General features: G+C 68.8%; 29 protein-coding genes and 1 pseudogene. 13 read left to right on the forward strand and 17 right to left on the reverse strand.

Going from position 1 to position 24,973, the window contains the following annotated elements; genetic code table 11:
- Nucleotides 1–325 precede the first annotated feature (325 nt).
- The 4 genes from nrdE to AC3ERS_RS31980 form a co-directional block, all read right to left on the reverse strand.
- Complete coding sequence (gene nrdE / locus AC3ERS_RS31965; RefSeq protein ID WP_431971944.1) at nt 326–2,407, reverse strand: class 1b ribonucleoside-diphosphate reductase subunit alpha; 2,082 nt, start codon at nt 2,405–2,407, stop codon at nt 326–328.
- A 65-nt stretch (nt 2,408–2,472) separates the two neighbouring features.
- A complete protein-coding gene (nrdI, locus tag AC3ERS_RS31970; protein WP_431971863.1) occupies nt 2,473–2,934 on the reverse strand; it encodes a class Ib ribonucleoside-diphosphate reductase assembly flavoprotein NrdI in 462 nt (153 codons plus the stop codon).
- Nucleotides 2,935–2,978: 44 nt separating this feature from the next.
- The gene (gene nrdH, locus AC3ERS_RS31975; protein WP_431971864.1) at nt 2,979–3,212 is read right to left on the reverse strand and encodes a glutaredoxin-like protein NrdH; all 234 of its coding nucleotides are present in this window, start codon (nt 3,210–3,212) and stop codon (nt 2,979–2,981) included.
- A gap of 526 nt (nt 3,213–3,738) precedes the next feature.
- Nucleotides 3,739–4,308 (reverse strand): NAD(P)H-dependent oxidoreductase, encoded by a 570-nt coding sequence (locus tag AC3ERS_RS31980; protein WP_431971865.1) that lies wholly within the window; start codon nt 4,306–4,308, stop codon nt 3,739–3,741.
- A 143-nt stretch (nt 4,309–4,451) separates the two neighbouring features.
- Between AC3ERS_RS31980 and AC3ERS_RS31985 the strand changes: the two genes are divergently transcribed.
- Nucleotides 4,452–5,072, forward strand: a complete 621-nt coding sequence (locus AC3ERS_RS31985) for a TetR/AcrR family transcriptional regulator (RefSeq protein ID WP_431971945.1) — start codon at nt 4,452–4,454, stop codon at nt 5,070–5,072.
- Nucleotides 5,073–5,078: 6 nt separating this feature from the next.
- Nucleotides 5,079–5,903, forward strand: coding sequence for an NAD(+) synthase (nadE, locus tag AC3ERS_RS31990; RefSeq protein WP_431971866.1), 825 nt, complete (start codon nt 5,079–5,081; stop codon nt 5,901–5,903).
- A gap of 91 nt (nt 5,904–5,994) precedes the next feature.
- Here nadE and AC3ERS_RS31995 read toward each other — a convergent pair whose 3' ends face one another.
- From AC3ERS_RS31995 to moaA, 5 genes are all read right to left on the reverse strand, one after another.
- Nucleotides 5,995–7,230 (reverse strand): RNA polymerase sigma factor, encoded by a 1,236-nt coding sequence (locus AC3ERS_RS31995; protein WP_431971867.1) that lies wholly within the window; start codon nt 7,228–7,230, stop codon nt 5,995–5,997.
- A 2-nt stretch (nt 7,231–7,232) separates the two neighbouring features.
- Nucleotides 7,233–7,937: a YciI family protein gene (locus AC3ERS_RS32000; protein WP_431971868.1), complete on the reverse strand. Its 705-nt coding sequence runs from the start codon at nt 7,935–7,937 to the stop codon at nt 7,233–7,235.
- A 104-nt stretch (nt 7,938–8,041) separates the two neighbouring features.
- A complete protein-coding gene (locus tag AC3ERS_RS32005; protein WP_431971869.1) occupies nt 8,042–8,410 on the reverse strand; it encodes an iron chaperone in 369 nt (122 codons plus the stop codon).
- 25 nt (nt 8,411–8,435) lie between these two features.
- Nucleotides 8,436–8,678 (reverse strand): MoaD/ThiS family protein, encoded by a 243-nt coding sequence (locus AC3ERS_RS32010; protein ID WP_431971870.1) that lies wholly within the window; start codon nt 8,676–8,678, stop codon nt 8,436–8,438.
- The gene (gene moaA / locus AC3ERS_RS32015) at nt 8,671–9,729 is read right to left on the reverse strand and encodes a GTP 3',8-cyclase MoaA (RefSeq protein ID WP_431971871.1); all 1,059 of its coding nucleotides are present in this window, start codon (nt 9,727–9,729) and stop codon (nt 8,671–8,673) included. The genes AC3ERS_RS32010 and moaA overlap by 8 nt, the downstream gene beginning before the upstream one ends.
- Nucleotides 9,730–9,843: 114 nt before the next feature.
- Here moaA and AC3ERS_RS32020 point away from each other — a divergent pair, with 114 nt between their 5' ends.
- The 4 genes from AC3ERS_RS32020 (at nt 9,844) to AC3ERS_RS32035 (ending at nt 13,691) form a co-directional block, all read left to right on the forward strand.
- On the forward strand, nt 9,844–11,049 hold the full coding sequence (locus AC3ERS_RS32020) for a molybdopterin molybdotransferase MoeA (protein WP_431971872.1): 1,206 nt from the start codon (nt 9,844–9,846) through the stop codon (nt 11,047–11,049).
- Between the two features lie 111 nt (nt 11,050–11,160).
- Nucleotides 11,161–12,168: a bifunctional molybdenum cofactor biosynthesis protein MoaC/MoaB gene (gene moaCB, locus AC3ERS_RS32025; RefSeq protein ID WP_431971873.1), complete on the forward strand. Its 1,008-nt coding sequence runs from the start codon at nt 11,161–11,163 to the stop codon at nt 12,166–12,168.
- Complete coding sequence (locus tag AC3ERS_RS32030) at nt 12,155–12,589, forward strand: molybdenum cofactor biosynthesis protein MoaE (RefSeq protein ID WP_431971874.1); 435 nt, start codon at nt 12,155–12,157, stop codon at nt 12,587–12,589. Before moaCB ends, AC3ERS_RS32030 begins: the two co-directional genes overlap by 14 nt.
- A gap of 94 nt (nt 12,590–12,683) precedes the next feature.
- Nucleotides 12,684–13,691 carry an AraC family transcriptional regulator gene (locus tag AC3ERS_RS32035; RefSeq protein WP_431971875.1) on the forward strand — a complete coding sequence of 336 codons (1,008 nt, stop codon included), beginning with the start codon at nt 12,684–12,686 and terminating at the stop codon, nt 13,689–13,691.
- A gap of 4 nt (nt 13,692–13,695) precedes the next feature.
- Here AC3ERS_RS32035 and AC3ERS_RS32040 read toward each other — a convergent pair whose 3' ends face one another.
- The 5 genes from AC3ERS_RS32040 to AC3ERS_RS32060 all read right to left on the reverse strand — a co-directional run bounded on the left by AC3ERS_RS32040 (nt 13,696) and on the right by AC3ERS_RS32060 (nt 17,632).
- Nucleotides 13,696–13,887: a hypothetical protein gene (locus AC3ERS_RS32040; RefSeq protein ID WP_431971876.1), complete on the reverse strand. Its 192-nt coding sequence runs from the start codon at nt 13,885–13,887 to the stop codon at nt 13,696–13,698.
- A gap of 178 nt (nt 13,888–14,065) precedes the next feature.
- The gene (locus AC3ERS_RS32045; RefSeq protein WP_431971877.1) at nt 14,066–15,100 is read right to left on the reverse strand and encodes a CobW family GTP-binding protein; all 1,035 of its coding nucleotides are present in this window, start codon (nt 15,098–15,100) and stop codon (nt 14,066–14,068) included.
- A gap of 85 nt (nt 15,101–15,185) precedes the next feature.
- Nucleotides 15,186–16,520 carry an N-acetylmuramoyl-L-alanine amidase gene (locus AC3ERS_RS32050; protein WP_431971878.1) on the reverse strand — a complete coding sequence of 445 codons (1,335 nt, stop codon included), beginning with the start codon at nt 16,518–16,520 and terminating at the stop codon, nt 15,186–15,188.
- 212 nt (nt 16,521–16,732) lie between these two features.
- The gene (locus AC3ERS_RS32055) at nt 16,733–17,143 is read right to left on the reverse strand and encodes a QcrA and Rieske domain-containing protein (protein ID WP_431971879.1); all 411 of its coding nucleotides are present in this window, start codon (nt 17,141–17,143) and stop codon (nt 16,733–16,735) included.
- A gap of 72 nt (nt 17,144–17,215) precedes the next feature.
- The gene (locus tag AC3ERS_RS32060) at nt 17,216–17,632 is read right to left on the reverse strand and encodes a sigma-70 family RNA polymerase sigma factor (RefSeq protein ID WP_431971880.1); all 417 of its coding nucleotides are present in this window, start codon (nt 17,630–17,632) and stop codon (nt 17,216–17,218) included.
- Between AC3ERS_RS32060 and AC3ERS_RS32065 the strand changes: the two genes are divergently transcribed.
- The 4 genes from AC3ERS_RS32065 to AC3ERS_RS32080 all read left to right on the forward strand — a co-directional run bounded on the left by AC3ERS_RS32065 (nt 17,621) and on the right by AC3ERS_RS32080 (nt 19,684).
- Entirely contained in the window at nt 17,621–17,875 is a 255-nt protein-coding gene (locus AC3ERS_RS32065) for a hypothetical protein (protein WP_431971881.1), read from the forward strand. The genes AC3ERS_RS32060 and AC3ERS_RS32065 overlap by 12 nt on opposite strands.
- 121 nt (nt 17,876–17,996) lie before the next feature.
- Nucleotides 17,997–18,362 carry an Rv1352/Rv1906c domain-containing protein gene (locus tag AC3ERS_RS32070; protein ID WP_431971882.1) on the forward strand — a complete coding sequence of 122 codons (366 nt, stop codon included), beginning with the start codon at nt 17,997–17,999 and terminating at the stop codon, nt 18,360–18,362.
- 63 nt (nt 18,363–18,425) lie between these two features.
- Nucleotides 18,426–19,175: an SDR family oxidoreductase gene (locus AC3ERS_RS32075; protein ID WP_431971883.1), complete on the forward strand. Its 750-nt coding sequence runs from the start codon at nt 18,426–18,428 to the stop codon at nt 19,173–19,175.
- A gap of 107 nt (nt 19,176–19,282) precedes the next feature.
- Complete coding sequence (locus AC3ERS_RS32080; protein WP_431971884.1) at nt 19,283–19,684, forward strand: PaaI family thioesterase; 402 nt, start codon at nt 19,283–19,285, stop codon at nt 19,682–19,684.
- Here AC3ERS_RS32080 and AC3ERS_RS32085 read toward each other — a convergent pair.
- Entirely contained in the window at nt 19,679–20,545 is an 867-nt protein-coding gene (locus AC3ERS_RS32085; protein WP_431971885.1) for a cyclopropane mycolic acid synthase family methyltransferase, read from the reverse strand. The two genes, AC3ERS_RS32080 and AC3ERS_RS32085, sit on opposite strands and share 6 nt — an antisense overlap.
- 350 nt (nt 20,546–20,895) lie before the next feature.
- On the opposite strand from AC3ERS_RS32085, the pseudogene AC3ERS_RS32090 reads away from it, so the two are divergent.
- A pseudogene (locus AC3ERS_RS32090) lies at nt 20,896–21,999 on the forward strand (transcription termination factor Rho, short form); the annotation flags it as partial.
- 49 nt (nt 22,000–22,048) lie between these two features.
- On the opposite strand, the gene AC3ERS_RS32095 reads toward AC3ERS_RS32090, so the two are convergent.
- Both AC3ERS_RS32095 and AC3ERS_RS32100 read right to left on the reverse strand, forming a co-directional pair.
- Entirely contained in the window at nt 22,049–23,221 is a 1,173-nt protein-coding gene (locus AC3ERS_RS32095) for an MAB_1171c family putative transporter (protein ID WP_431971886.1), read from the reverse strand.
- 112 nt (nt 23,222–23,333) lie between these two features.
- Complete coding sequence (locus AC3ERS_RS32100) at nt 23,334–23,771, reverse strand: DoxX family protein (RefSeq protein ID WP_431971887.1); 438 nt, start codon at nt 23,769–23,771, stop codon at nt 23,334–23,336.
- Between the two features lie 102 nt (nt 23,772–23,873).
- Between AC3ERS_RS32100 and AC3ERS_RS32105 the strand changes: the two genes are divergently transcribed.
- Together AC3ERS_RS32105 and AC3ERS_RS32110 are read left to right on the forward strand one after the other, a co-directional pair.
- Nucleotides 23,874–24,443, forward strand: coding sequence for a TetR/AcrR family transcriptional regulator (locus AC3ERS_RS32105; protein WP_431971888.1), 570 nt, complete (start codon nt 23,874–23,876; stop codon nt 24,441–24,443).
- A 123-nt stretch (nt 24,444–24,566) separates the two neighbouring features.
- Complete coding sequence (locus tag AC3ERS_RS32110; protein ID WP_431971889.1) at nt 24,567–24,905, forward strand: hypothetical protein; 339 nt, start codon at nt 24,567–24,569, stop codon at nt 24,903–24,905.
- Nucleotides 24,906–24,973 lie beyond the last annotated feature (68 nt).

The raw sequence follows: 24,973 nt of genomic DNA on the forward strand, positions 1-24,973 counted from the left end.
GCAACCGCGGAGCGAGCCCGACGAGCGACATTCGCGGCCCAGCATGCTCGAAAACGCTCACACCCAACCGGCAACCCCCGCACACACGCAAAAGACCCGCGAGCGAACCCGCCGCGCAACATTCGCAACCACTACCGAAACGCTCACACCGAACCCGCAACCCCCGCACTCACCCAACCACACCGGAGCGAGCCCGACGAGCGACATTCGCGGCCGTCTCGCGGCCGAGCGATCGAAGCGCATGCGCCGAAGGCGCGAGTCTCGATCGCTCGGCCGCGAGACATAAAGGGCCGCGAACACGCGGCGCCGCAGGCGCCGCCAAAAACTACAGCATGCAGCTCACGCAGCCTTCGACTTCGGTGCCTTCCAACGCCATCTGGCGCAGCCGGATGTAATACAGCGTCTTGATGCCCTTGCGCCAGGCGTAGATCTGCGCCTTGTTCAGGTCACGGGTGGTGGCCGTGTCCTTGAAGAAGAGAGTCAGCGACAGGCCCTGGTCCACGTGCTGGGTGGCCGCAGCGTAGGTGTCGATGATCTTCTCGTAGCCGATCTCGTAGGCGTCCTCGTAGTACTCGAGGTTGTCGTTGTCCATGTAGGGCGCCGGGTAGTAGACGCGGCCGATCTTGCCTTCCTTGCGGATCTCGATCTTCGACGCCACCGGGTGGATGGAGCTGGTGGAGTGGTTGATGTAGGAGATCGAGCCGGTGGGCGGCACGGCCTGCAGGTTCTGGTTGTAGATGCCGTGTTCCATGACCGACGCCTTCAGCTCCCGCCAGTCCTGCTGGGTCGGGATGTGCACGCCCGCGTCGTCGAACAGCCGCCGCACCCGGTCGGTCTTCGGCTCCCACGCCCGGTCGGTGTACCTGTCGAAGTACTCGCCGCTGGCGTACTTCGATTCGGGGAACCCGCCGAAGTAGCTGCCGCGCTCTTTGGCGATCAGGTTCGACGCCCGGATCGCGTGGTAGACCACGGTGTAGAAGTAGATGTTGGTGAAGTCGATGCCTTCTTCGGATCCGTAGTGGATCCGCTCACGGGCCAGGTATCCGTGCAGGTTCATCTGCCCGAGGCCGATCGCGTGGGACTGGTTGTTGCCCTGTTCGATCGACGGCACCGAGTAGATGTGGGTCTGGTCCGACACGGCGGTCAGCGCGCGGATCGCCACCTCGATGGTCTGCGCGAAGTTCGGCGAGTCCATCGACTTGGCGATGTTCAGCGAACCCAGGTTGCAGGAGATGTCCTTGCCGACCTTCGAGTAGGACAGGTCGTCGTTGAACTCCGACGGGGTGGAGACCTGCAGGATCTCCGAGCACAGGTTGGAGTGGGTGATCTTGCCCGCGATCGGGTTGGCCCTGTTCACCGTGTCCTCGAACATGATGTACGGGTAGCCCGATTCGAACTGCAGCTCGGCGATGGTCTGGAAGAACTCGCGCGCCTTGATCTTCGACTTGCGGATGCGCTTGTCGTCGACCATCTCGTAGTACTTCTCGGTGACGTCGATGTCGGCGAACGGCTTGCCGTAGATCCGCTCCACGTCGTACGGCGAGAAGAGGTACATGTCCTCGTTCTTCTTCGCCAGTTCGAAGGTGATGTCGGGGATCACCACGCCGAGCGAGAGCGTCTTGATGCGGATCTTCTCGTCCGCGTTCTCCCGCTTGGTGTCCAGGAAGCGGTAGATGTCCGGGTGGTGCGCGTGCAGGTACACCGCACCGGCGCCCTGTCGCGCGCCGAGCTGGTTGGCGTAGGAGAACGAGTCCTCCAGCAGCTTCATGATCGGGATGACGCCCGAGCTCTGGTTCTCGATCTTCTTGATCGGCGCGCCGTGCTCGCGAATGTTGCTGAGCAGCAGGGCGACACCGCCGCCGCGCTTGGACAGCTGCAGTGCCGAGTTGATGGAGCGCCCGATGGACTCCATGTTGTCCTCGATGCGCAGCAGGAAGCAGGACACCGGCTCACCGCGCTGCTTCTTGCCCGAGTTGAGGAAGGTCGGGGTGGCGGGCTGGAAACGCCCGTCGATGATCTCGTCGACCAGCTGGCGGGCCAGGACCTCGTCACCGGCGGCCAGGGTCAGCGCGACCATGCACACGCGGTCCTCGAAGCGCTCCAGGTAGCGCTTGCCGTCGAAGGTCTTGAGCGTGTACGAGGTGTAGTACTTGAACGCGCCCAGGAAGGTCGGGAACCGGAACTTGTGCGCGTAGGCCTGCTTGAACAGGCTCTTGATGAACGCCCTGCTGTACTGCTCGAGAACCTCGGCCTCGTAGTAGTTCTCGTCGACCAGGTAGTCCAGCTTCTCGTCCAGGTTGTGGAAGAAGACGGTGTTCTGGTTGACGTGCTGCAGGAAGTACTGGTGGGCGGCCTCGCGGTCCTTGTCGAACTGGATCGTGCCGTCCGGTCCGTATAGGTTCAGCATCGCGTTGAGGGCGTGGTAGTCGAGTACTTCACCCGTGGCGTCGGCGCCGCGCACCGGGGGCTGCTCTAAGCGAGCTGTCTTTCCGGCAGGCGCTGTCGTTGCTGTTGCCAAAACAATCCCAATCCCTCTCGGACGCGGTCGACGTCCTCAGCGGTTCCCATGAGTTCGAAGCGATACAGGTACGGCACCCCGCACTTGCGCGAGATCACCTCTCCCGCAAAGCAGTAGGTATCGCCGAAGTTCGTGTTTCCCGCCGCGATGACGCCGCGCAGCAGCGCGCGGTTGTGCGGGTCGTTGAGGAACTTGGCGACCTGCCGCGGCACGAAGTCCTTGTCGGACCGGTTACCCCCCAGAACGTGCCGACCGCCACCGTAGGTCGGGACGATCAGCACGTAGGGTTCGTCGACGCGCAGCGAATCGGCGGTGTGCAGTGGTATGCGAGTCGCCGGGAGTCCCAGCTTCTCGACGAAACGATGCGTGTTCTCCGAGGCGCTGGAGAAGTAGACCAGCGCGGTCCCTGCGGACATCGCTTCTCCTCTCCCATCGGATGAACAGGAAGATCTTGCGCCTATCAGGCCGCCGCGACCGCGAGGGCCTTGATGCGGTCGGGACGGAAGCCGGACCAGTGGTCCTCGCCCGCGACGACGACCGGAGCCTGCAGGTAACCGAGGGCCATGACGTAGTCACGCGCCTCGTCGCTCTCGGAGATGTCGATGACCTCGTAGTCCACCCCGACCTTGTCGAGGGCCTTGTAGGTGGCATTGCACTGGACGCAAGCGGGCTTGGTGTACACGGTGATGGTCATAGAGTCCCTCTCTCCTGTGCCTGATGCGCGGTGTTCGCGGCCTGGTTACGCGGGCTTCCGCCTGCGGGCCTGAGCTCACACCGCGAGCCTGATCCACGGCCGGTGATCCGTATGCAGTGCGTGATCCGACGTATGCTGCGCAAACTCCTGGATCCGGTCTCGAAACCCCTGCTAGCGCCGCCGAGGGCGGTAGCTTTTCGCGGTGGGTCTCGTACCGCCTTCCAGCACCGAAGACACTACACCTAGTGGCCGACAGATTGAAACAACACGACATGTTGCGAGTCGCACAGGTGTAATTCCACCGGGAGAAGTACCAGGACGCTCGATTCGCAACCCGACACGTCCGTGGTGCAGATCACAATTCCGTACCGTAGCGCCCTTCCAGCAAACTCTTCTGTCACATCCGCCACGGCTGTCTCGTCCACCCCTTGTGCGACATCGCGACACACTGGAAACACGAAACCGCCCCCACCTCGGAAGAGAGCGGGGGCGGCCACGGAGGACGGCGCGCGGCGCCGGACAACGGTCAGGCGGACACCAGCTGCCCGCGCGCGGCCTCGGCCAGTTGGTGCACCGTGGCGCCGAGCTGAGTGAGCGCCTCCGCGTCCTCGCGCGGATGCACGGCGCCGAAACGCTCGCCGATCACGCCGAAGTGGGCGTGCGCGGCCTCGACGATCTTGCCGCCCGCGACGCCGATCGCCTTGACCGCGTCCCCGTGCGCCCACTGCGCCGCGTTCGCGCTGATGGACGCGCTGACGACCGCGACGGCCTTGCCCTGGAGGGCGCCGACGCCGTACGGCCGCGAGGCCCAGTCGATGGCGTTCTTCAGCACGGCCGACAGCGTGCCGTTGTATTCCGGGGTCACCAGGAGCACGCCGTCGGCGGCGGCGACCGCGTCGCGCAAGCGCTGCGCGGCGGCGGGAACGGCGCCGGGAACGTCGATGTCCTCGTTGTAGAACGGAATGTCGGCGAGACCCTCGTAGATCGTCACCTCGACGCCGTCCGGCGCGGTCTGCACGGCGGCCTCGGCGAGCTGCCGGTTGATCGACGCGGCGCGCAGGCTTCCGACGAGAGCGAGGATGCGGGTCTGAACCATGGCGACTCCTGGTGTACTGAATGTGGTGTCCGAACTTTCACCAGACACTAACCGGACTACGGTCCGATTACTTCCCACGAGACCGTGAGAGGGCTGTGAACTACCCCACACCGTCCCCCGGCGAACCGACGCGCGAGCGACCGCTGCTGCGTATCGGCGCGCCCTTGCCGGGGACCGCCGAGCCCACCGAACGCGCAGACGCGGCCCGCAATCGGCGGTTGCTGCTGGACGCCGCGCAGGACTTGGTCCGCGACCACGGCGTCGACGGCCTCACGATGGACGCGCTGGCCAAGCGGGCCGGCGTCGGCAAAGGCACCGTGTTCCGCCGCTTCGGCAGTCGCTCCGGACTGATGCGCGCGCTGCTCGACCACTCCGAGCAGAAGTATCAAGCGGCCTTCATGTTCGGGCCGCCGCCACTCGGGCCGGGCGCGCCCCCGGTGGACCGGCTCATCGCGTTCGGGCGCGCCCGGATATCGGACATCGAGGTCGAGGGCGAACTGCATCGCGCCGCCGAGGTGAGCGAGGCAGGGGACCGCTACACCGGAGCGCCGTACAACCTGCTCAAGGCGCATGTCTCGATGCTGCTGCGGCAGGCGGGCGCGACAGGAGAGGTACCGCTGCTCGCCGACGGTCTGCTCGCCGTACTCGGCGCGCCGCTGCTGATGTACCAGTTCAATGTCCTCGGATACAGCGCGCGGCACGTCGGGGACAACTGGGAAGCCTTCGTTCGCCGGGTTGTCCCGGCGGGCGCGCCAGTAGAGTGACGTCTCATGGCTAGTCTGCGCGAACAGATCATCACCGAATTGGGCGTCCAGCCGACGATCGAACCGAAGGTCGAGGTGCGTCGCCGGATCGATTTCCTCAAGGACTATCTGCGCGCAACGCCCGCAAAAGGTTTCGTGCTCGGCATCAGCGGCGGCCAGGACAGCGCGCTGACCGGGCGGTTGTGCCAGCTGGCCGCCGAGGAACTGCGGGCCGACGGCTTCGACGCCACCTTCGTCGCGGTGCGACTGCCCTACGGCGTGCAATCCGACGAGGTCGACGCCAGGATCGCGATGACCTTCATCGCGCCGGACCGCGCCGTGGTGGTCAACGTCCGTCCCGGCGCCAATGCGGTGGCGGCGGAGACCGCGTCCGCGCTGAAGGTGAGCAAACTGCGCGATTTCGTGCGCGGCAACATCAAGGCCCGCGAGCGCATGGTGATCCAGTACGCCATCGCTGGTGAGGAGAACCTGCTCGTGGTCGGCACCGACCACGCCGCCGAGGCCGTCACCGGTTTCTTCACCAAGTACGGCGACGGCGGCGTCGACCTGACCCCGCTGACCGGTCTCACCAAGCGACAGGGCGCGGCGCTGCTCCAGGAACTCGGCGCGCCGGCCAGCATCTGGTCCAAGGTCCCGACCGCGGATCTCGAGGACGACCGGCCCGCGCTCCCCGACGAGGAGGCGCTCGGCCTGCGCTACAGCGAGATCGACGACTACCTCGAGGGCAACGACGTCACGCCCGAGGTGGCCGAGCGGGTGGAGAGGATCTTCCGCAACACCAGGCACAAGCGCACGGTGCCGGTGACTCCGCTCGACACCTGGTGGCGCTGAGCGCATTCCGGCACGGCGAATCCCGGCACGGAACGTCTCCGGCACGAAGGCGGCGGCGCCCGGTCCCGAAGACCGGGGCGTGCGCCGGGATCTACTCGGCCGCCTCGACTTCGGTGAGACGGCGCGCCAGGAAGCGCCGCACCTGCTCGTTCTCGGCGATGTCCAGGGCGGCCCGGTAGCTGTCCGCGGCGTCGCGCCGCCGTCCCGCTCTGCGCAACAGATCGGCCCGCGTGGCCGGGATCAGATGGGTCCCGGCCAAGCGGGGATCATCCGCCACCTCGTCGAGTGCGGCGAGTCCCGCGTCGAACCCGCGGGAAAAGCCAACGGCCACAGCTCGATTCACCCGGACTGCGGGCGAGGCGGAATACCGCAGCAGCTCGTCGTAGCTGTCGGCGATGGCGCTCCAGTCGGTGTCCGCCCAGCTCGGAGCCGTGGCGTGCGCCGCAGCGATGCGCGCCTGCGCGAGATACGGTCCGCCGCCGTCGGCCGCCGCCGAGACGAGGCAGGCCAACCCGGCCCCGATCGCCGTGTGATTCCACGCGGACCGGTCCTGGTCCTCCAACGGAACCAAATCGCCTTCCGCAGTGCGCCTTTGCCCGCGCCGACTGTCCTGCAACAGCATCAGCGCCAGCAGTGCCCGCGCCTCCGGCTCGCCCGGCAGCAGCCCGCACAGCAACCGGCCGAGCCGAATCGCTTCGTCGCACAACTCGTCTCGCACGGCCGACGGACCCGATGTCGCGAAATAACCCTCGGTGAACACCAGATACACGCACGCGAGCACCGGGGGCATCCGCTCCGACAGGAGGTGCGCCTGCGGCACGCGCAGCGGGATACCGGCCTGCCTGATCTTCGCCTTCGCACGGGAGAGGCGTTGCGCCACAGTGTGTTCCGGTTGCAAGAAGGCCCTGGCGATCTCCGCGGTGCGCAAACCGCACACCAGCCGCAGCGTCAACGCGACCTGCGACTGCTGCGACAGCGCGGGATGGCAGCAGGTGAAGATCATGCGTAGCTGGTCGTCCAGCACCGGCGACACGTCGGCCTCCTCGATCGGCGCGCGCGCCGCGACGGCGTCCTGCTCCTTGCCCGCGCGCGCCGATTCGCGCCGCAACCGGTCCAGCGCTCGATGCCGGGCGGCGGTGGTGATCCAGGCGCCCGGATTCGCGGGTGCGCCGTGCTCGGGCCAAGTGCGCAGCGCGTCGGCGAACGCCTCCTGCACCGCGTCCTCGGCGAGCGCGATGTCACCGACCATCCTGGCCACGGTGGCGAGGGCCCGGCCGAACTCGGCGCGATAGACGGCGTCGATCCCGGTGGCCGGGCCCGCGGTCACCGTCAGTCCAGTTCGACGATCTGACGCACCTCGGTGCGCCCGCGCTCGCCCAGGGGAATCGCGGCCGCGATCTCGGCCGCCTCCGCCCGGCCCGCCGCCGCGAACAGATACACGCCGTCGATCACCTCCGCGAATTCCGCGAACGGCCCGTCGGTCAGCAGCAGTTCACCGTCGCGGACCCGCAGCGTGGTCGCCGAGGACGGCGGCTGCAACGCACCACCGCCGCGGATCGCCGCCGCGTACTTCGCGCCGAATCGCTCGTGCTCGGCCATCCCCGCGTCCCACTCGGGCGAGCCGGGCGCGATCACCGCGTCCGGCGCTTCCCACAGCAGCGCCAGCCACCAGTCCGCGCGCGGCGTCTCGTGCGCCGACCACATGACCATCGGCCGCACCTCGATCTGCCCGTCCTGCGCGGCGGGCAGCTGCCGCGCCAGCTCGATCACCGCATCCAGGTCGGCGGCCTCGAACACATAGAACCCGCCGACGACCTCCGCCTGCTCGGCGAACGGTCCGTCGGTGATCAGCGTCCGTCCGTCCTCGCGGCGGATCTGCATCGCGGACGCGGACGGGTACAGCGCCGCGCCGCCCGCCACCGCATCGCCCGCGCGCTCGTCGAACGCCGCGTACTTCGCCACCTCGGCGTCGAACTCCGCCGTACCGGGCTGCACGCCGCCTTCGCGTCCCACCAATGTCGCCAGGTAGTGCATCGCGTGATCCTTCCTCGTCTCGAGGGGTCCGATACCCCTTCTACTCGGACGACGAACCGCGCGCCGGGTTCTCTACATCGCGGCGGAGAAAATCTCCGGCGCACTCAGCACACCGGCCCGCCCTCCGTGGCCGCCGTCGCCCGCAGCAGGTCCCGGACCAGGTCGAAGTCGATCAGCTCGGGCTTGCGAAAGCGCAGGCAGCCCTTGCCCATGTCGTGGCCGGCCAGCCGATCGGCGAACGCCGCGCGCACGTCGGTGCGCAACAGATAGAAAGAGATGTACTGCTTCTGGTTCGCGAAGGCGATCTCGCCGACGCCCTCGCGTTCGTAGCAGGGCATGCTGTAGGCCATGACCTCGGTGAACCCGCTCAGTTCCGCCTGGCACAGCTCCCGCAGCCGGTGCACCGCCGGACGGCGGGCCTCGGGCAGCTCGGCCAGGTAGCCGTCCACATCGCTCGCCTTGCTCTGCACCACGGCTCGACTGTAACGACGCCGCCCGTTATCCGCCCGCGAACGGCGGGAGCACGTCGACTCGGGTGCTGAGCGCCGAGGACGGGTCGCGGGTGAGTTCGTCGCCGATCAGGTAGGCGCAGACCCCGAGCATCTTGTCCAGATCGGGGCCGTACGCGGCGGCCAGGCTGGTGCGCAGATCGGCGACCGTGGCGCCGGCGGGCAGGTCGATCCGCTCGGAATCCTTGCCGACGGCATCGGCGATGGCGGCGAAATAACGGACCTCAACCACCGATGGCTCCCATCGTGCGTTCCGGCGGGACGAAATCCTCGGCGTCGATGCCGTGTCCCGCCCATTTGTTCCACATCGCGCCGCGCCAGATGGTGGCCAGTTCGGCGTCGTCCGCGCCGGACCGCATGGCCTCGCGCAGATCGAACTCCTGGTCGCTGAACAGGCAGGAGCGCAGCATGCCGTCGGCGGTCAACCGGGTGCGGTCGCAGGTGTCGCAGAACTTGCGCGTCACGGTGGCGATGATGCCGACCGTGGCCGGGCCGCCGTCGACCAACCACTTCTCGGCGGGCGCGGAGGGATCGGCGCGACCGGCCTCGGTGAGCGTGAACCGGGCGCCGAGCACGTCGAGCAGTTCGGCAGCGGTCACCATGTTGGCGCGCGCCCACTCGTGGTCGGCGTCCAGCGGCATCTCCTCGATGAACCGCAGCTCGCACTCCTCGCCCAGGCACCACTGGAGCAGATCCGCCGCGCCGGAGAGGGTTTCGCGCATGAGCACGGCGTTCACCTTGAGCGGAGCCAGCCCGGCGGCGCGGGCGGCGCGGATGCCTGCCAGCACCGAGTCCAAGCGGTCGCGGCGGGTCAGCTTGGCGAAGCCGTCGCGGTCCACGGTGTCCAGCGAGACGTTCACCCGGCTCAATCCGGCCGCGGCGAGCCCGCTGGCGCGATGTTCGAGACCGACGCCGTTGGTGGTCATGGCCAGCGGGATGCCGGGCAGCCGCTCGTGGCAGCCCGCGATGATCTGTTCCAGATCCCGGCGCAGCAGCGGTTCGCCGCCGGTGAACCGCACCTCGCGCACGCCGAGCTGTTCGACGGCGAGCACCACCAACCGCGCGATCTCGTCGACGGTCAGCAGTTCGTCCTTCGGAATCGGCGGCAGCCCCTCCTCCGGCATGCAGTAAGTGCAGCGCAGCGAGCACTTCTCGGTGATCGAGACCCGCAGATCGCGGGCCACCCGCCCGAAGCGGTCGACCAGCCAAGGCGTGTCGGGGCGTCCGTCGAGCGAGGGGCGCCCTGATCGCACGGCGGGCATGCCCATCTCGACCAATGTCACGCTTCCAGTATGACCCGTCGGGCGCACGGAACCACGGGCAGCGCCCGGTTCGGCCGATCTCACAAACGAGCATGTCAGGGCGTGAGATGAAAAACCCCCACTAAGCTCTCCGCTATGAATTCTCGGCCAGCCAGCGCCTCGGCACGGTCCGTCGACGAGTATCGCGACAGCATCGAACAGCTGCTGCGCCCACTCGCGGCGCGTCCGGTCGACTCCGTCCCGGTGCCCGCCGCGCTGGGCCGCAAGCTGGCTACCGACATCCGCTCCCCGATCGACCTGCCGGTGTTCCGTAATTCGGCGATGGACGGCTACGCGGTGCGCGCCGACGATGTGGCGGTCGCTCCGGTGACGCTGCCGCTGGCCGGTGTCGTCGCCGCGGGTCAGCCGGGACAGGCCCCGCTGCCCACCGGAGCGGCGCTGAAGGTGATGACCGGCGCGCCGATCCCGCCAGGCGCGGACTGCGTCGTCCCGGTGGAGGACACGCGGACCGACGGCAGCATCGTCACCATCGAACGCGGCCGTGGCGCAGGCGAATTCGTCCGCGAGCCGGGCACCGACGTGCGCGCGGGCGCGCTTCTCGTGCCCGCGGGCGTCGCGCTGACGCCGCGGCACATCGCCGCGCTCGCGGCGGTCGGGGTGCCGACGGTGCCGGTCTTCCGGCCGGTGCGCGCCGCGGTCGTCACCACCGGCGACGAACTGGTCCCCGCGGGCAAGCCGCTGCGGCCCGGGCAGATCTACAACTCCAACGGCATCGCGCTCGCCGCGGCGCTCGCGGCCAACGGAGTGGCGGTCGTCTCGGTCGAGCACAGCACCGACGATCCCGCGGTGTTCCGCCGCTTGCTCTCCGCCGCAACGCGTTCCGCCGATCTGGTGTTCACCTCGGGCGGGGTGTCCAAGGGCGATTTCGAGGTGGTCAAGGACGTGCTCGCCGCGCAGGGCGGGCTGTTCGGTTCGGTCGCCGTGCAGCCGGGCGGGCCGCAGGGGCTGACGGTGCTGGACGGCGTCCCGGTGCTCAGCTTCCCCGGCAATCCGGTGAGCACCATGGTGTCGTTCGAGGTGTTCGCCAGGCCGATGCTGCGGCACCTGTCCGGTTTGCCGCCGGTGCGCACGAGCGAGCTGCCGCTGCGCGCTGCGGTGCGCTCCCCCGCCGGTCGGCGGCAGTTCCTGCGCGGACGGCTCACCGAGGGCGGCGTCGAACCCGCCTCCGGCGCCGGCTCCCACCTGATCGCGGGCATGGCATGGGCCGATGTGCTGATCGACATCCCCGCCGAGACGACCGAGCTGGCGGCGGGATCGCCGGTGCGGGTGCGCGAATTGTGAGCAGGTGCGCGCGGCGCCTCGGCACTGTGCCAGGCTGGATCTCATGAGCGAGCGAATCATGTGGCAGCGTGCCTCGCGCATGCCGGAGCCGAGCGCCGGCGAGGCGCAGGCATGAGCGAGTTGTCCCATGTCGACCGGGAAGGTCGCGCCCGCATGGTCGATGTGAGCGCGAAGTCCGACACCGCGCGCATCGCCGTGGCGGCAGGCGTGTTGCAGACCACCGCGGAGGTCGTCGCGCTGGTCAGGGCCGACGACCTGCCCAAGGCCGATGTGCTGTCCACCGCGCGGATCGCCGGGATCGCGGGCGCCAAGAAGACCTCCGAACTCATTCCGCTGTGCCATCAGCTGGCGCTGTCGTCGGTGAAGGTGGAGTTCGGGTTCACCGACACCGCCATCACCATCGAGGCGACCGCGAAGACCAAGGGGCCGACCGGTGTGGAGATGGAGGCGCTGACCGCGGTCGCCGTCGCCGGGCTCACCCTGCACGACATGGTGAAGGCGGTCGACCCGGCGGCGACGCTCGACGGCGTCCGGCTGCTGACCAAGGAGGGCGGCAAGCGCGGTCACTGGGAGCGGCCGCGCACGCCGGAGCCGAAGCCGGAGACCGGCATTCGCCCCGTCGAACAACCCGGAGGCGACGATCGGTCCGCGGTCGTGCTCGTCGCGTCGACCCGCACGGCGGCGGGCATCTGGGAGGACACCACCGGTCCCGTGCTCGCGGACTGGTTGACCGGCCTCGGCTTCTCGGTGCGCGGACCGCTCGTCTACGCCGATGCCGAGATCGGCGTCGGCCTGGCCGACGCGCTGCGTTTCGCGCCGTCGCTGGTGATCAGCACCGGCGGCACCGGCGCGTCTCCCACCGACGCCACCCCCGAGGCGACGCTGGCCGTGCTCGACCGCGAATTGCCCGGCGTGGCCGAGGCGATCCGCCAGCGCGGCACCGCGAAGTTCCCGCTGGCCGCGCTCAGCCGCGGCGTCGCGGGCCTGGCGGGCCGGTCGGTCGTCGTGAATCTGCCCGGTTCGCCGGGCGGTGTGAAGGACGGTATCGCCGTGCTCGAACCGCTCCTCGATCATCTGCTCGCACAAGTAGCCGGAGGCGGCGATCATGACCACGTCTGAGACCACGGTGCGGGTGGCCCGCATCAGCGACCAGCCGCTCGACCCCGCCGAGGTGGAGGCCGCGGTCACCGGCCCGGAACACGGCGCGGTCGTGGTGTTCACCGGCAAGGTGCGCAATCACGATGGCGGTCAGGCCGTTTCGGCGCTGGAATACTCGGCGCATCCGGAAGCCGAGCGTTTCCTGCGCAATTGCTGCGCCGCGGCGGCCGCGTCAACCGGTCTTCCGGTGGCCGCGGTGCACCGGGTCGGCGCGCTGACCGTCGGCGATCTCGCCATCGTGGTCGCGGTGGCCGCCCCGCACCGGGCCGAAGCCTTCACTGCCTGCGCGGAATTGGTGGACCGGATCAAGCACGAGGTGCCGATCTGGAAGCGGCAGTTGTTCGCCGACGGCATGTCGGAGTGGGTCAACGCCTGCGGGTAATCATCTCGTGATGTGAATACGACGACGGATCGAACAGGTCGCCGTTAGCGTTCTCGCGCAGAGTTGTTCATCCGGATGTGCGGTTGGAGGACGCGTGGGGACCGACCAGGTTTTGCTGCATCGTTTCGTCATCTCGCAGCTCACCGCTGCGGGAGCCGATCGGGAGAAGCTGATCCGGGAGACCGGACTACCGGAATGGACGATGGCGGGCGACGACATGCACCTGCCGAGCCACACCTTCTCCCGGCTGTGGGAACTCGGCGCGCACGCGCTCGGCGATCCCGCGGTGGCGTTGCAGGTGGCCAGGCGCTACGAACTCACGAGTCTCGGACTGTACGACTACCTGTTCTCGACGGCGCCCACCCTGGGCGCAGGGCTGGCGACCTGCGGACCGTACGTCTCCGCGGTCACCACCAACCACCGGTTCGACCTGCGCGTCGAGAACGAGCACGAGACCACGCTCTACCTCGACATCATCGACGGCGAGGGCGTGGGACGTGACCTGACCCAGCTGTGGGGTCTGGGCGCGGTGCTGAGCAGGGCCCGCCGGGTGGTGCGCGAACCGCTCGCGCCGGTCCGGGTCGCGCTGCGCCAGCAGGCGCCCCCCGATCATCGCCCCTACGTCGAGGTATTCGGTACGGCCGCCATCGAATTCGACGCTCCGGTCGACTCGATGACCTTCCGCTCCTCCGACATGGACCTCCCGCTGACCACCGCCGACCCGGTGCTGGCGAAGATCCTGCGCCCCTTGGCCGACGCCCTCCCACCGCCACCGCCGCTGCCCTCGGCCTGGCCGCGGCGGGTGGCCGAGGCGCTGGCCGACGCGCTCGACGCGGGCGATGCCTCGCTGAACCGCGTCGCGCGGCGGCTGGCCACCAGCCCGCGCACCTTGCAGCGCAGGCTCATGGAGGCCGGGACGACGTGGCGCAAGGAACTCGACCGGGCGCGCGACGCCCGATTGCGGCAGGCGAGCGCGGCGGGTTCGCTGAGCAAGGCGCGGCAGGCGCAACTGCTCGGCTACTCCGACGCGGGATCGATGCGCCGCGCGGCGCGCCGCTGGGGCGTCGCCGAGCACGCGCACCGGTGTGAGCTGTTCGACTGATACCTCACACGCGCAGGAAGCTGGCCGCGATACGCCAGAAGGTGGCGTCCTCGATGATCCGGAAATCCCAGCTCTCGGCGATGTCTCTGGTGGCAGCGACGATCGCCGGTACGTCGAAATCGTCGCGGGTGGCTGTCCCCTTGCCCTCCAGCGCGGCGATTACGTAAGCGGTGGCGCTCTCCCACGTCTCGGACACCGAACTCTCCCCTCGGTCGCACAAAGATACGGTCGATCACGGTTCTGGACCGACGCCGTGCGCGGCGCATGGCGCCGTCCCCGACACGGCGGGCGTGCAGCCAGTCTTCCGACAACGCGGCCGCCGCGAAAGCGCCGAACGCGCCACCTTCGGGCAAAACGCGCCAATGTGCGGCGCCTCAGTGCGGGGTGTAGCGCCACACCCCGAGCATCGCCTGCTCGTCGAGGAAATCGTCATCGGTGTGCACGGTCTCGCGCAGGCGCGACAGGGCGGTGTCGGCGGGCATGCCCGCCCCGATCAGCACCAGCCGGCTGGTGCGCGGTTCGCCGCGACGCCACGCGCCCGGTTCGAAGACGATGTGCCTGCCGACCATGTGCAACACGAACTTCCTGCGCTCGGCCGCGACGCCGAAGGCCGCGAAGCCCTTGGCGCGGAACAGGCCGGGCGGCGGGTCCTCGAGGAAGCCGATCAGCCTGCGGGGATCCAATTCCCGTTCGCTGGTGAAGGAGACGCTGGTGTAGTCGTCGTGCAGGTGGCGGTGCTCGTCGTCGTGGTCGTGGTCGTGGTCGGCGAGCAGTTCGTCGAAGCTCAACTGCTCGGCGACGCGCGGGGTCGCGCGCAACGGCTCGTCGAACAACAGGCCGGGATCGATGCGTCCGCGGGTCGTCGCGTACACCGGCACCGCGCCGACCAGGTCGGCCAGCTCGCCGCGCAACGTGTCCAGCTCGGTCGCGGCGACCCGGTCGGCCTTGTTGACCACCACCAAGTCGGCCAGGCGCAGATGAGTCAGCAGTTCCGGGTGCCGTTCGCTGGTGACGGGGAACTGTTCGGCGTCGACCACCTCGACCAGACCGCCGTAACGGATGCGCGGATTGTCGCTGCCGACCACCATCCGGATGAGGTTGCGCGGCTCGGCGAGCCCGCTGGCCTCGACCACGATGACGTCGATGTTCGCCCGCGGCTGCGCCAGCCGGGTGAACAGCTCGTCGAGCTCGGTGACGTCGACCGCGCAGCAGACGCAGCCGTTGCCGAGCGAGACCATCGCGTCGACCTGCCCGGCGACGAGCATGGAATCGATGTTGATGGCACCGAAGTCGTTGACGACCACCCCGATCCGGGTGCCGCGATTGTTGCGTAGCAGGTGGTTGAGCAGGGTGGTCTTCCCCGAACCGAGAAAGCCGGCGACGATCAGCACAGGAATCCGGTCAGCCACCCGGACCACCCTAGTGTGGCGCGCGACGGCGCGAAAACGGCCGAACGCCGCCCGGTGAATCGGGCGGCGTCCGGTGGCGTGACGACTAGCGCGCGGGGCCGAACAGTTTGCTCGCCAGGGTGTAGGCCAGGTTGATCAGCTCCGTGGTGATCGCGGTGTTGTCCATGCCGAGCGCCCGGGCCAGCGGCATGAGCATTTCCAGCACGGTGGTCGCCAGGACGCCGAGAGTGCTGGATTCCGAGTTGGACTCGGCGTTCGGCGTCGACTGGGTACCGGGCAGCGCAGAGGTTCCCGGTGTCGCCGGGTTGTTCGGCGTCAGCTGGTTGCCCGGGCTCGTCTGGGTGCCGGGGCTCGCCTGGCTGCCCGGCATCGGCTGACTGCCCGGAGCGGACCTGACGCCGGGAGACATCCCTTGGAGGGTTTCCCCCTGCGGCGCGGTGGGGTCGGGAACGCTTTGCGCCGAGCCGTTGGGGGTGCCCGGTGTCGTTCCGCCGGGCGCGCTCTGTGCCGCGCCGTTCGGTGTCGAGCCGCCGTTCGCGGTCGAGCCGTCGGCATTCGGCGCGGACTGCGCCGGAACACCCTGACCGGGCACGGACGCGGGCTGGTCGGCGGCCGATCCGCTCGCCGCGGGCGGAGCGGCGAGCAGGTAGCTCACCAGGCCGGTGGTGATCGCGACGGCGTGCTTCAGCTGTCCGTCGGGACTCTCCAGCAGCGCGGCGTCCTCCGCGTTCGCGCCGTTGCCCATTTCGACGAACACGTTCGGCACGGTGGTCAGCGCCGGTCCCGCGATATCGGATCGCGTCTGGAGTCCGTCCTGCACCCCGGCGTAGGTCGCCGCGGGGAATCCTGCACCCAGGTACGCGTCGCGGACCGACCTCGTCGCGGCCAAGCCGGGTCCGGACTGGACCTGGTCGACCTTGGCGTCGGGCACCGGCAGCTGCGGGACGATCAGGTGGAAGCCGCGGAACGCGGACGGCGCGCTGTCGGCGTGAATGCTCACCGCCACCGCGGCGCCGGAGTCGTTGGCCGCGCGGGCCCGTTCGTCGATGCAGCCGCCCCAGCCGCTGTCGTCCTGGCGGCTGAGCACCACCCGCGCGCCGAAGCTCTCCAGCGAGGTCTTGACCAGCTGGGCGACGTTCCAGTTGATGGTGTGTTCCGGTACGCCGTTGACGGAGGTCATGCCGGTGGTCTGGCAGTCCTTGGTGCCGCCACGGCCGTTGACCACCTGCCTGCCGAGGTTCTCGGCGTGGTCCGCCCCTTGGTGGCCGGGGTCGAGGAAAACCGTTCTGCCTGCGAGCTTGCCCGTCACATCCGGTACGGGAACGGCCGTCGCGGTTCCGGGGACGAACCCGGCGAGCGTCGCGGTCACCGCGGCCGTGACGGTGGTGGAGATACCGGCCTTGATGATGCTTGGCTTCATGTTCGGTCGGCGCCCCGGGACGGAGCACCCCTCCCTTCCCATTAGTAACACCAAACCCAGTGGTCCACTCTTGCAACGCGCCACTCAGCGAAGCAAGGACAGTTATCGAACTGTTACCAAGGCCGACAAAGCAATCTCACCTGGTCAGAAGTATCAGCAATACCTTGTCGACCGCCGCGCAGACGGATACAGCTTCCGCGCAGCAGCGTTCGTCAGGCGGTGACGATGCGGTCGCCGTCGACGCGAACGGGGCGCGGCGCGAGGGGTCGTTCGGCGGGGCCGGTGGCCACGGTGCCGTCGAAGCGGAAGGCGCTGCCGTGGCAGCGACAAACGATGGTGTCGCGCTCGATTTTCGACACCGAGCATCCGAGGTGCGTGCAGGCGGCCGAGAATCCTTGGTACACACCGGCTTGCGGTTGGGTCACCACGGTGCCGCTCGAGATGACCGCGCCGCCGACCGGCACGTCGGCCACCTTCGCGACCTCGGTGCCTGGCGCGACTTCGCTCGCGGACGGCTTGGCGGGCGCGCACGCGGCGACGGTGACGGCAGCGGCGGCCGCACCGGCGCCCGCCAGCGCGGTCCGCCGATCGATGCGCAGCTCACCACGGTCTTCGGGTTTCATCGGTCGATCTCCCACCTGGTTCGGGCACTGCCGAACACGGTAGAGGGACCGGTCACCCGATCGCCGCCCGGGTCAGGCGCCCTGCGGGAGCTGCCGCAGCGATCGCAGCGCGTAGTGCACGCGCGTCTTCACGGTGCCGACCGGAACACCGAAGTCGGCGGCCACCTCCCGGTACGCGCGGTCGCGCAGGATCACCTCGACGACCGCCTCGCGCTGGGCCGAGGGCAGCCGGGACAGCAGTTCGGCGACCAGCAGTCCGTCGACGAGTCCGTCCACGAAATCGGGGTCTGCGACGGGCGTCGCGGCGATCTCGCTGAGTTCGTCCCACGCCGTGTCGAACGGCCGCGCCGCGCGGGCACGGGCGATATCGATGATGACGTTGCGCTCGATCGCCAGCAGCCAGGTGCGCACACTGCCGCGGCGCGCGTCGAACTGGGCACAGGAACGCCAGGCCCGCAGCAACGTCTCCTGCACCGCATGCTCGGCCACGCCCGCGTCCCCGAGACCACGGAGCGCACGCCAGTGCAGCAGGCCGCGATCGGCGGCAAGCACCTCAGCCAAACCGTCTTCGGTGCACAGGCCCGCGCAATGGGCGCCACACGTTCGCCGCCGCTCCGTGAGCGCGCGCAACGGCCGAATACCTCTCACACCATCGATATCGCGGCCGCCCGGTCCGATGACATCAGCGATCGGCGATTACGGCGGATTCATGCGAACAGCGCGCGCATCTGACGGAAATCGATCGAATACCCCCTCTCCGGCGGACGACTCTGGTAGATCTGGCCACGAAGATGCGGGGATCTTCGCAGGTCAGCCGTCCAGCCAGGGCGTCGATACCGAGGAGAAGAAGCGCATGCGCATGCTAGTGATCGCGGGGGCGATGGCGTCCGCCGCGACCCTGTTCGGAGCAGGAACCGCGGCCGCCGAGCCCGCCACCGTGATGCCGGGCGACGGCCTCTACATGGTCGGCGTCGACATCCTCCCCGGAGTCTGGGAAGCGCCGGGAACTCCCGACCTCGCCTATGGCTGCGATTGGCGCAGGCTGTGGAAGGTCGAGGGCGACAACACGAACATGCAATACATCATCGGCAACAACTTCACCCGGCTGAGCCCGGTCCGCGCGGAGATCAAGCCGACCGATGTCGCCTTCAAAACCGTGAACTGCGGCGCGTGGCGGAGGGTGTCGCAGCTGCCCCCGACCGGTTCGTCCGGCTTCTGATCCAAGGACCGAGGTCCCGCAGGCGGCGGACTCCTCGCGGTCGCCCGCGTTAAGGTCGGCCGCATGACGAGGACCAAGATTCTGATCACCGGCGCGAGCGCCGGCCTCGGCGCGGGCATGGCAAGGGACTTCGCGGCCAAGGGGCGCGATCTGGCGCTCTGCGCACGACGGCTGGAGCTGCTGGAAGACCTGCGCACCGAACTGACGGCCGCGCACCCGGGCATCACCGTCGCCCTTCGCGCGCTCGACGTGGACGATCACGCCGCCGTGCCGCGCGTATTCGGCGAACTGCGCGACGAACTGGGCGGACTCGACCGGGTGATCGTGAACGCGGGACTCGGCAAAGGCGCGGTGATCGGCAGCGGTCGCGCCGACGCCAACCTCGCCACCGCCACCACCAACTTCGTGAGCGCGCTCGCCCAGGTGGAGGCCGCGATGGAGATCTTCCGCACGCAGAATTCCGGACATCTGGTGCTCGTGTCGTCGATGAGCGCGGTGCGCGGACTGCCGAGGAAGAAGGCCGCGTACTCCGCCAGCAAAGCCGGGCTGGCCGCGCTGGGCGAGGGCCTGGCGGCGGAATTGGCGAAATCCCCCATCGCGGTCACCACGCTGTTGCCCGGATTCATCGCGACGGACATGGCCGACAAGGCGGGCGACGCCCGCATGCTCGCGCCGTTGGACAAGGGCGTTGCCGCGATGGTGCGGGCGATCGAGCGGGAACAGACGCGGGCCTGCGTGCCCGGCTGGCCGTGGCGGCTGGTGGATGTCGTACTGCCCCATCTGCCGAACGCGGTGGTCGCCCGCATGGGTTGACCGCCGCGCGAGACCGGAGCGCGGATTCCCGCCAAGCACACACGGATCGACGCCGATTACCCCTGAGGTAATCGACCGGCGCGCCACCGCCCGGCAGCATGGTCGCCATGATCGACGAGACCGGCACCAAGCTCTTCCACCAGTCCATGCCGTTCACCGAGCGCCTCGGCATCGAGGTGCTCGAGCACGGCCCCGAGCTGGTGCGCAGCCGGATCGCCTGGGACGAGTCGCTGTGCACGCTCGGCGGCATGCTGCACGGCGGCGTGCTGATGTCGCTGGCCGACGCGACCGGCGCGGTGTGCGCGTTCCTCAATCTGCCCGAGGGCAAGCAGGGCACCACCACGGTGGAGTCGAAGTCCAACTTCGTGCGCGCCGTGCGCTCCGGCCACGCCGTCGCCACCGCACGCCCCCTGCACGCGGGCCGCTCGTTCATCGTCGTCGAGACGGAAATCCGCGACGACGCGGACAAACTCGTCGCCAAGGTGACCCAGACCCAGGCCGTCCTATAAGCCCAGTTTCACCATCGTGAACTGCATGACGTCGACGTGCCCGCAGCGGAAATGCGCCCCGCAGCCGGTCAGGTACTTCAGGTAGCGGGCGTACACCTCCTCGGAGGTGAGCTGCACCGCGCGTTCGCGGTTGGCCACCAGCGCCGCCGCCCAGAGATCGAGGGTCCGCGCGTAGTGCTCCTGCAGCGGCTGGATTCGTTCGGTGCCGAGTCCGGCCTGCCCCGCGAACCGGGTGACCTCCGCTGGTCGCGGCAGCTGCCCGCCGGGGAAGATCTCCTTCCTGATGAACAGGCTGAACCGCGCGTCGTCCCGCGTGAAGGGAATATTCATCCGGCGCAGGTCGTTGAGCGTGAAGCCGACGATCGTATGCAGCAGCATCCTTCCCTCGTCGGGCAGCATCCGGTAGCAGCGCTCGAAGAACGCCGCGTACCGCTCCCGCCGGAAATGTTCGAAGGCGCCGATGCTGACGATCCGGTCCACCGGTTCGTCGAACTCCTCCCAACCCTGTAGGCGGACCTGGACCTCGGGCAGCCCGAGCCGCTCGATCTCGGCCACCACGTGGTCGTACTGATTGCGGCTCAGCGTCAGCCCGACGACCGCCACCCCGTACTGCTGCGCCGCGCGGAACATCGTTGCGCCCCAACCGCATCCGATGTCGAGCAGGCGCAGTCCCGGCCGCAGGCCGAGCTTGCCGAGCGCGAGGTCGATCTTGGCCAGCTGTGCCTGCTCCAAGCTCATACCGGGGCGCTCGAAGTAGGCGCAGCTGTAAGTCATCGAGGGGTCGAGGAACAACCGGTAGAAATCGTCGGATACGTCGTAGTGCGATTGGACGTCCCGGTAGAACGGCTCGAGTGCGGGCATGATGGACCTCCCGTCTGTGGCTGAGCACAAGGCCGGTCACAAACGGGTACGGAGCGCATGCCGGGCAGGTTCATCCTTGCGCTGATCGATGCGCGGCGGGTACCCTCGGCGCTGTCGCCCTCGTGGTTGTAGATACTCCTCCCACGGACGACTCCGAACTCCCCTTTTCCGCGATCTCGGATTCGCGACGAACGGGACCCATCACCCGAACCGGCCCGCCGCGCCGAACGGTATCGCGGTTTACCGGATCTCTTCCGCACTCATGGCTTTCGCCACCGCATCACTTATCCCAGTAAGGAAACATCATGAAAGACAACAACTCTCACCAGACCAGCGCCGAATACGCCGAACGACCGGTCGCCGGCATTCTCGACATCGTCGGCGCAACAGCCACCTTGCGCGTCGACGGATACCTCCCCGGGGACGACGACCTGCACGTGCCGCCCCGGCTCGTCCGCGAAAACGGCTTACGCCGAGGCGATTTCGTCACCGGTGCGGCACAGTCCGGGCAGCGCGGCGCGAAGCGCGACCCGCTCGTCCGCGTCGAGACCGTCAACGGCCAGAGCCCCGGCAGCGCGCGCAAGCGACCCGTCTTCGAGGATCTGATCCCCCTCTACCCCAATCAGCGCCTGCGCCTGGAAACCGAGCCGCACGAGCTGACCACCCGCGTCACCGACCTTGTCATGCCCATCGGCAAGGGTCAGCGCGCCCTCGTCGTCGCGCCGCCCAAGGCGGGCAAAACCTCGGTGCTGCAAGCCATCGCGCACGGCATCGCCAAGAACCACCCCGAATGCGAGCTCCTTCTCGTGCTCGTCGGCGAGCGGCCGGAAGAGGTCACCGACCTGGCCCGCACCGTTCCCGCCGACGTCGCCGCCGCCACCTTCGACCGCCCGCCCCGTGATCAGATCGCGCTGGCCGAACTCGCCGTCGAACGCGCCAAACGCCTCGCCGAAACCGGTCGCGACGTGGTGGTCCTGCTCGACTCGCTGACCCGCCTCGCCCGCGCCTACAACAATGCCGCCCCCACCTCGGGCCGCGTCCTCTCCGGCGGCGTCGACGCCGCCGCCCTCGCCCTCCCCAAGCGATTCCTCGGGGCCGCACGCAATTTCGAGAACGGCGGTTCGCTCACCATCGTCGCCACCACCCTGGTGGAAACCGGTTCGCTTGCCGACACGGTGATCTTCGAGGAGTACAAGGGCACCGGCAACGCCGAACTCAAACTCGACCGCGCCACCGCGGCCCGCCGCGTCTTCCCCGCCGTCGATATCGCCCAGTCCAGCACCCGCAAGGAAGAACTCCTGCTCACCCCCACCGAACTCGCCGCGACCCACCAGCTGCGCCGCACCCTCGCCGCGGTCGACGGCAATCACGCCACCGAGTTGCTGCTGGAGGGCCTGCGCCAGACGCAGACCAACGCCGAGTTCCTCACCCAACTCCCCCGCTCCCGCACCTAACCCCTTTTAAGTCCCCTTTAAGCCGCTGTCAAGACCCCCAAGGCATTGTTTATTTCAGCCCGGCCGGGCCTGTCCTAGGAGGGGGGGACAGGGTCGGCCGGGCGCTTTCGTCGGCGGGCATTCTCGAGGACCGCATTCTCACCCAAGCGCGAGACAGCTCACGCAGCTGGCGCAGATCGGCGTCGAAGTCCCGGGCGGGTAGCTCGAGTAGCTCTGCGCCCCTTGGGTTTCCGGGCTGCGCACCCGACTTGCGCGCGGCGGTCGCCAGCGCCAGCCGATGCGCGAATCGATCGAGTTCACCGTGGCCACCACGCAGGTCGTCCCCTTCATCGTGGACTGGAGGTAGGTATGGCCCGAGGTGGAGGATGGCATCGCGGATCTCCACGGTCATCCGGAACAACCGGCCGTGGCTGCCGGTGCCGACACCCGGCGGCATCACGATTTCGGGAACCGCCTCGGTCAGGTCGCGCCACAGCACGCGCAGCCTGCGGCGGGAGCGGCCCGCTGCGTCCAGCCCGGCCGCCTCACCCAATGCGGTAGCCAGGGGCAGTGCTAGCAGCACACCGTTGGCGGCGATGCACACGGTGAAGGTCCATTCGACACGGGGCAAGTGTGGCCCCAGATCGGGTCGCCCGAACACGAGCTGTGACACGCACAGCAGCTGACTCGTCCAGGAGAAGACGTCGACGGCGACCAGCGCGAGCGCGACCAGCTTCTCGACTGCTTCACGGCTCCCGGTTTGCAGCTCCCGAATCCCGCGGATAGCGAACAGGACCGTGTTGGCGGTGATCGGCACGCTGAAGGAGAGGAAGAAAAGGAAGCCCTGCCAACCGATTCCGAAATCCAGGGCCAGACCCTCCGCGTCGGCCGACCACCCGGCGAAGAGAATCGCCGCGGTACACGCCAGTGCGATCGCGCAGTAGCGCCGCTCGCGCCGCCGGACCCGGCTCATGTCCTCGTTCGGCCCCTCGAGACGCGCGATGCCGAGGAGATAGGTGGTCGACAGCACCACACATCCGATCGCGAGCTGCTCCACCACCCCAGCGAACGGCCCCGTCTTCGACCAGCGGTACAGCAGCAGCGTGAGCAAGCTGCACAGCAGCAACCGATTCACGAGGTAATCGATTACGGTGTCGCGGACAAGGAGGAATCTACCGGCGAGCACCAGGATCAGCGATCCGATGATCGCCCAGGCGACCCCATCGGTAATCGTGAAGGACATGGCTCCATCCTTCCTCGCGCCGCCCGGTCCGGCGCAGCCGGGCGGTGCCGCTCGAATCCCGCCGGACATCGGCAATCTCGGTCAGAGTCGCAGCGCGGCAGTGGAATTCGTACTAGCCGGCGATCACCAGGACGGTTGCGCCGAGGAACACCACCTGCACGAGGGTCCGCAGCGGCAGCGGCATCGTCTTGACGCCGACACCCCGTCGCGCTGCCCGCACATTGGCGGGGAACATCACCAGCAGCAACGCGGCGAGACCCGCCGCCGCCAGGTCCGCCGTAGCCGGGATCAACAGGCCGACAGCGCCCGCGATCTCCAGTACGCCGGTGAGCGTGACCAGCGCCGGGGCGGCAGGCAGCCGGGGCGGCACCATCTCGATCAGCGCCGAGCGGCGCGGTTGCTGGAAGTGCGCGCCCGCGGTCAGCGCGAACATGGCGGCGAGACCGAGACGAACGGCGTCGGACCACGAAGCGAGCCATGCGATCTCGCCGAGCAGGCCGATGAGGCGGGCCAGCGCGGTGACGACGGCGAGGACGACGAGGGGGGCCATGAGTATCTCCCTGGGGATTACGACGAACCAATCTTGACAGTGGCAAGATTAAGGACGACCGCCGAACTTGTCAACGACAAGATTGTCGGCCACTATCGGGGTATGGCGAAGAGCGGTTATCACCACGGCGACCTACGCACCGCGATCCTGACCGCGGCGGCCGAGCAGATCGCCGCGGACGGCGTCGACGCGATCTCGCTGCGCGGACTCGCGCGACGTGCGGGCGTCTCACACGCCGCGCCCGCGCACCACTTCGGCGATCGCGCCGGGTTGCTCACCGCGTTGGCGACCGAGGGCTACGACCTGCTCGGCGCCGAACTCGACAGTGCCGGGCCGGATTTCCGCGACGTCGCGGTCGCGTACGTCCGTTTCGCGCTGAACCATCCCGGACACTTCGACGTGATGTTCCGCCGCGACCTGCTGCGCGCCGACGATCCCGAGCTCCGCGCCGCGCGCACCCGCTCCGGCGCGGCGCTGCGTTCCGGCGTCGCCGACCTCCGACCCGAGCGCACCGACGGGCGCGAACGCGCCACTCAGCTGGCGGCTTGGTCGCTGGTGCACGGTTTCGCCGCACTGTGGCGGGAGGGCGCGCTCACGGACTCCACGCTGGCCGACTCGACGAACCCGGAGGAACTGGCCCGCGCCATGCTCGCCACGGTCCAGTTCGACTGAGACACTCGCGGGCGGCGTATCTTCTTGCACAGCAACGACGAAAGGAGCAGGCGGTCGATCGCCGCTCGATCCCGCCACCGCACCATGGAAGTCCACGCCTACCCCACCCGAACGACCACGCCGGTGGATCTCCCCGCTGCCGAACACATCGCCGCCGAATACCTGTCCTCTCCGGAAGAGCGCGCGACCGGAATCACCAACGTGGTCACCGAATTCGAGGGCGGCTTCGTCGTCGTCGCGATCCACGGTCCCGTGCCCGAGGGAGACTCCCCGCTGCCGCCACCGGTGATCGGCGGCTCGGTCAGCGTGATCGACAAGGCCACCGGCGCGGTCTCGTACTGGCCGACCTATCCCCCCGCGCTGGTCGCCGAGCACTACGACCAGATGCTGAGCACCGGCAAGCTGATCATCGCCGACGACTGGCCAGACCCGGACGAGGACACCGAGCCTGCCGCGGAATAGGCTCGCCCGCTACAGTTTCGGCGCCCGCGCGTCCCCGCCACCGCCGAGAACCGACGGTGCCCGACCAC

Source organism: Nocardia sp. bgisy134, from assembly GCF_057708325.1.

Coding starts and splice junctions, on each gene's coding strand:
- nrdE (WP_431971944.1), bottom strand. CDS start 2,407: ATGCTGAACCTATACGGACCGGACGGCACGATCCAGTTCGACAAGGAC.
- nrdI (WP_431971863.1), bottom strand. CDS start 2,934: ATGTCCGCAGGGACCGCGCTGGTCTACTTCTCCAGCGCCTCGGAGAAC.
- nrdH (WP_431971864.1), bottom strand. CDS start 3,212: ATGACCATCACCGTGTACACCAAGCCCGCTTGCGTCCAGTGCAATGCC.
- AC3ERS_RS31980 (WP_431971865.1), bottom strand. CDS start 4,308: ATGGTTCAGACCCGCATCCTCGCTCTCGTCGGAAGCCTGCGCGCCGCG.
- nadE (WP_431971866.1), top strand. CDS start 5,079: ATGGCTAGTCTGCGCGAACAGATCATCACCGAATTGGGCGTCCAGCCG.
- AC3ERS_RS32000 (WP_431971868.1), bottom strand. CDS start 7,937: ATGCACTACCTGGCGACATTGGTGGGACGCGAAGGCGGCGTGCAGCCC.
- AC3ERS_RS32020 (WP_431971872.1), top strand. CDS start 9,844: ATGAATTCTCGGCCAGCCAGCGCCTCGGCACGGTCCGTCGACGAGTAT.
- moaCB (WP_431971873.1), top strand. CDS start 11,161: ATGAGCGAGTTGTCCCATGTCGACCGGGAAGGTCGCGCCCGCATGGTC.
- AC3ERS_RS32030 (WP_431971874.1), top strand. CDS start 12,155: ATGACCACGTCTGAGACCACGGTGCGGGTGGCCCGCATCAGCGACCAG.
- AC3ERS_RS32050 (WP_431971878.1), bottom strand. CDS start 16,520: ATGAAGCCAAGCATCATCAAGGCCGGTATCTCCACCACCGTCACGGCC.
- AC3ERS_RS32055 (WP_431971879.1), bottom strand. CDS start 17,143: ATGAAACCCGAAGACCGTGGTGAGCTGCGCATCGATCGGCGGACCGCG.
- AC3ERS_RS32065 (WP_431971881.1), top strand. CDS start 17,621: ATGCTCGGCCACGCCCGCGTCCCCGAGACCACGGAGCGCACGCCAGTG.
- AC3ERS_RS32070 (WP_431971882.1), top strand. CDS start 17,997: ATGCGCATGCTAGTGATCGCGGGGGCGATGGCGTCCGCCGCGACCCTG.
- AC3ERS_RS32075 (WP_431971883.1), top strand. CDS start 18,426: ATGACGAGGACCAAGATTCTGATCACCGGCGCGAGCGCCGGCCTCGGC.
- AC3ERS_RS32080 (WP_431971884.1), top strand. CDS start 19,283: ATGATCGACGAGACCGGCACCAAGCTCTTCCACCAGTCCATGCCGTTC.
- AC3ERS_RS32085 (WP_431971885.1), bottom strand. CDS start 20,545: ATGCCCGCACTCGAGCCGTTCTACCGGGACGTCCAATCGCACTACGAC.
- AC3ERS_RS32095 (WP_431971886.1), bottom strand. CDS start 23,221: ATGTCCTTCACGATTACCGATGGGGTCGCCTGGGCGATCATCGGATCG.
- AC3ERS_RS32100 (WP_431971887.1), bottom strand. CDS start 23,771: ATGGCCCCCCTCGTCGTCCTCGCCGTCGTCACCGCGCTGGCCCGCCTC.
- AC3ERS_RS32105 (WP_431971888.1), top strand. CDS start 23,874: ATGGCGAAGAGCGGTTATCACCACGGCGACCTACGCACCGCGATCCTG.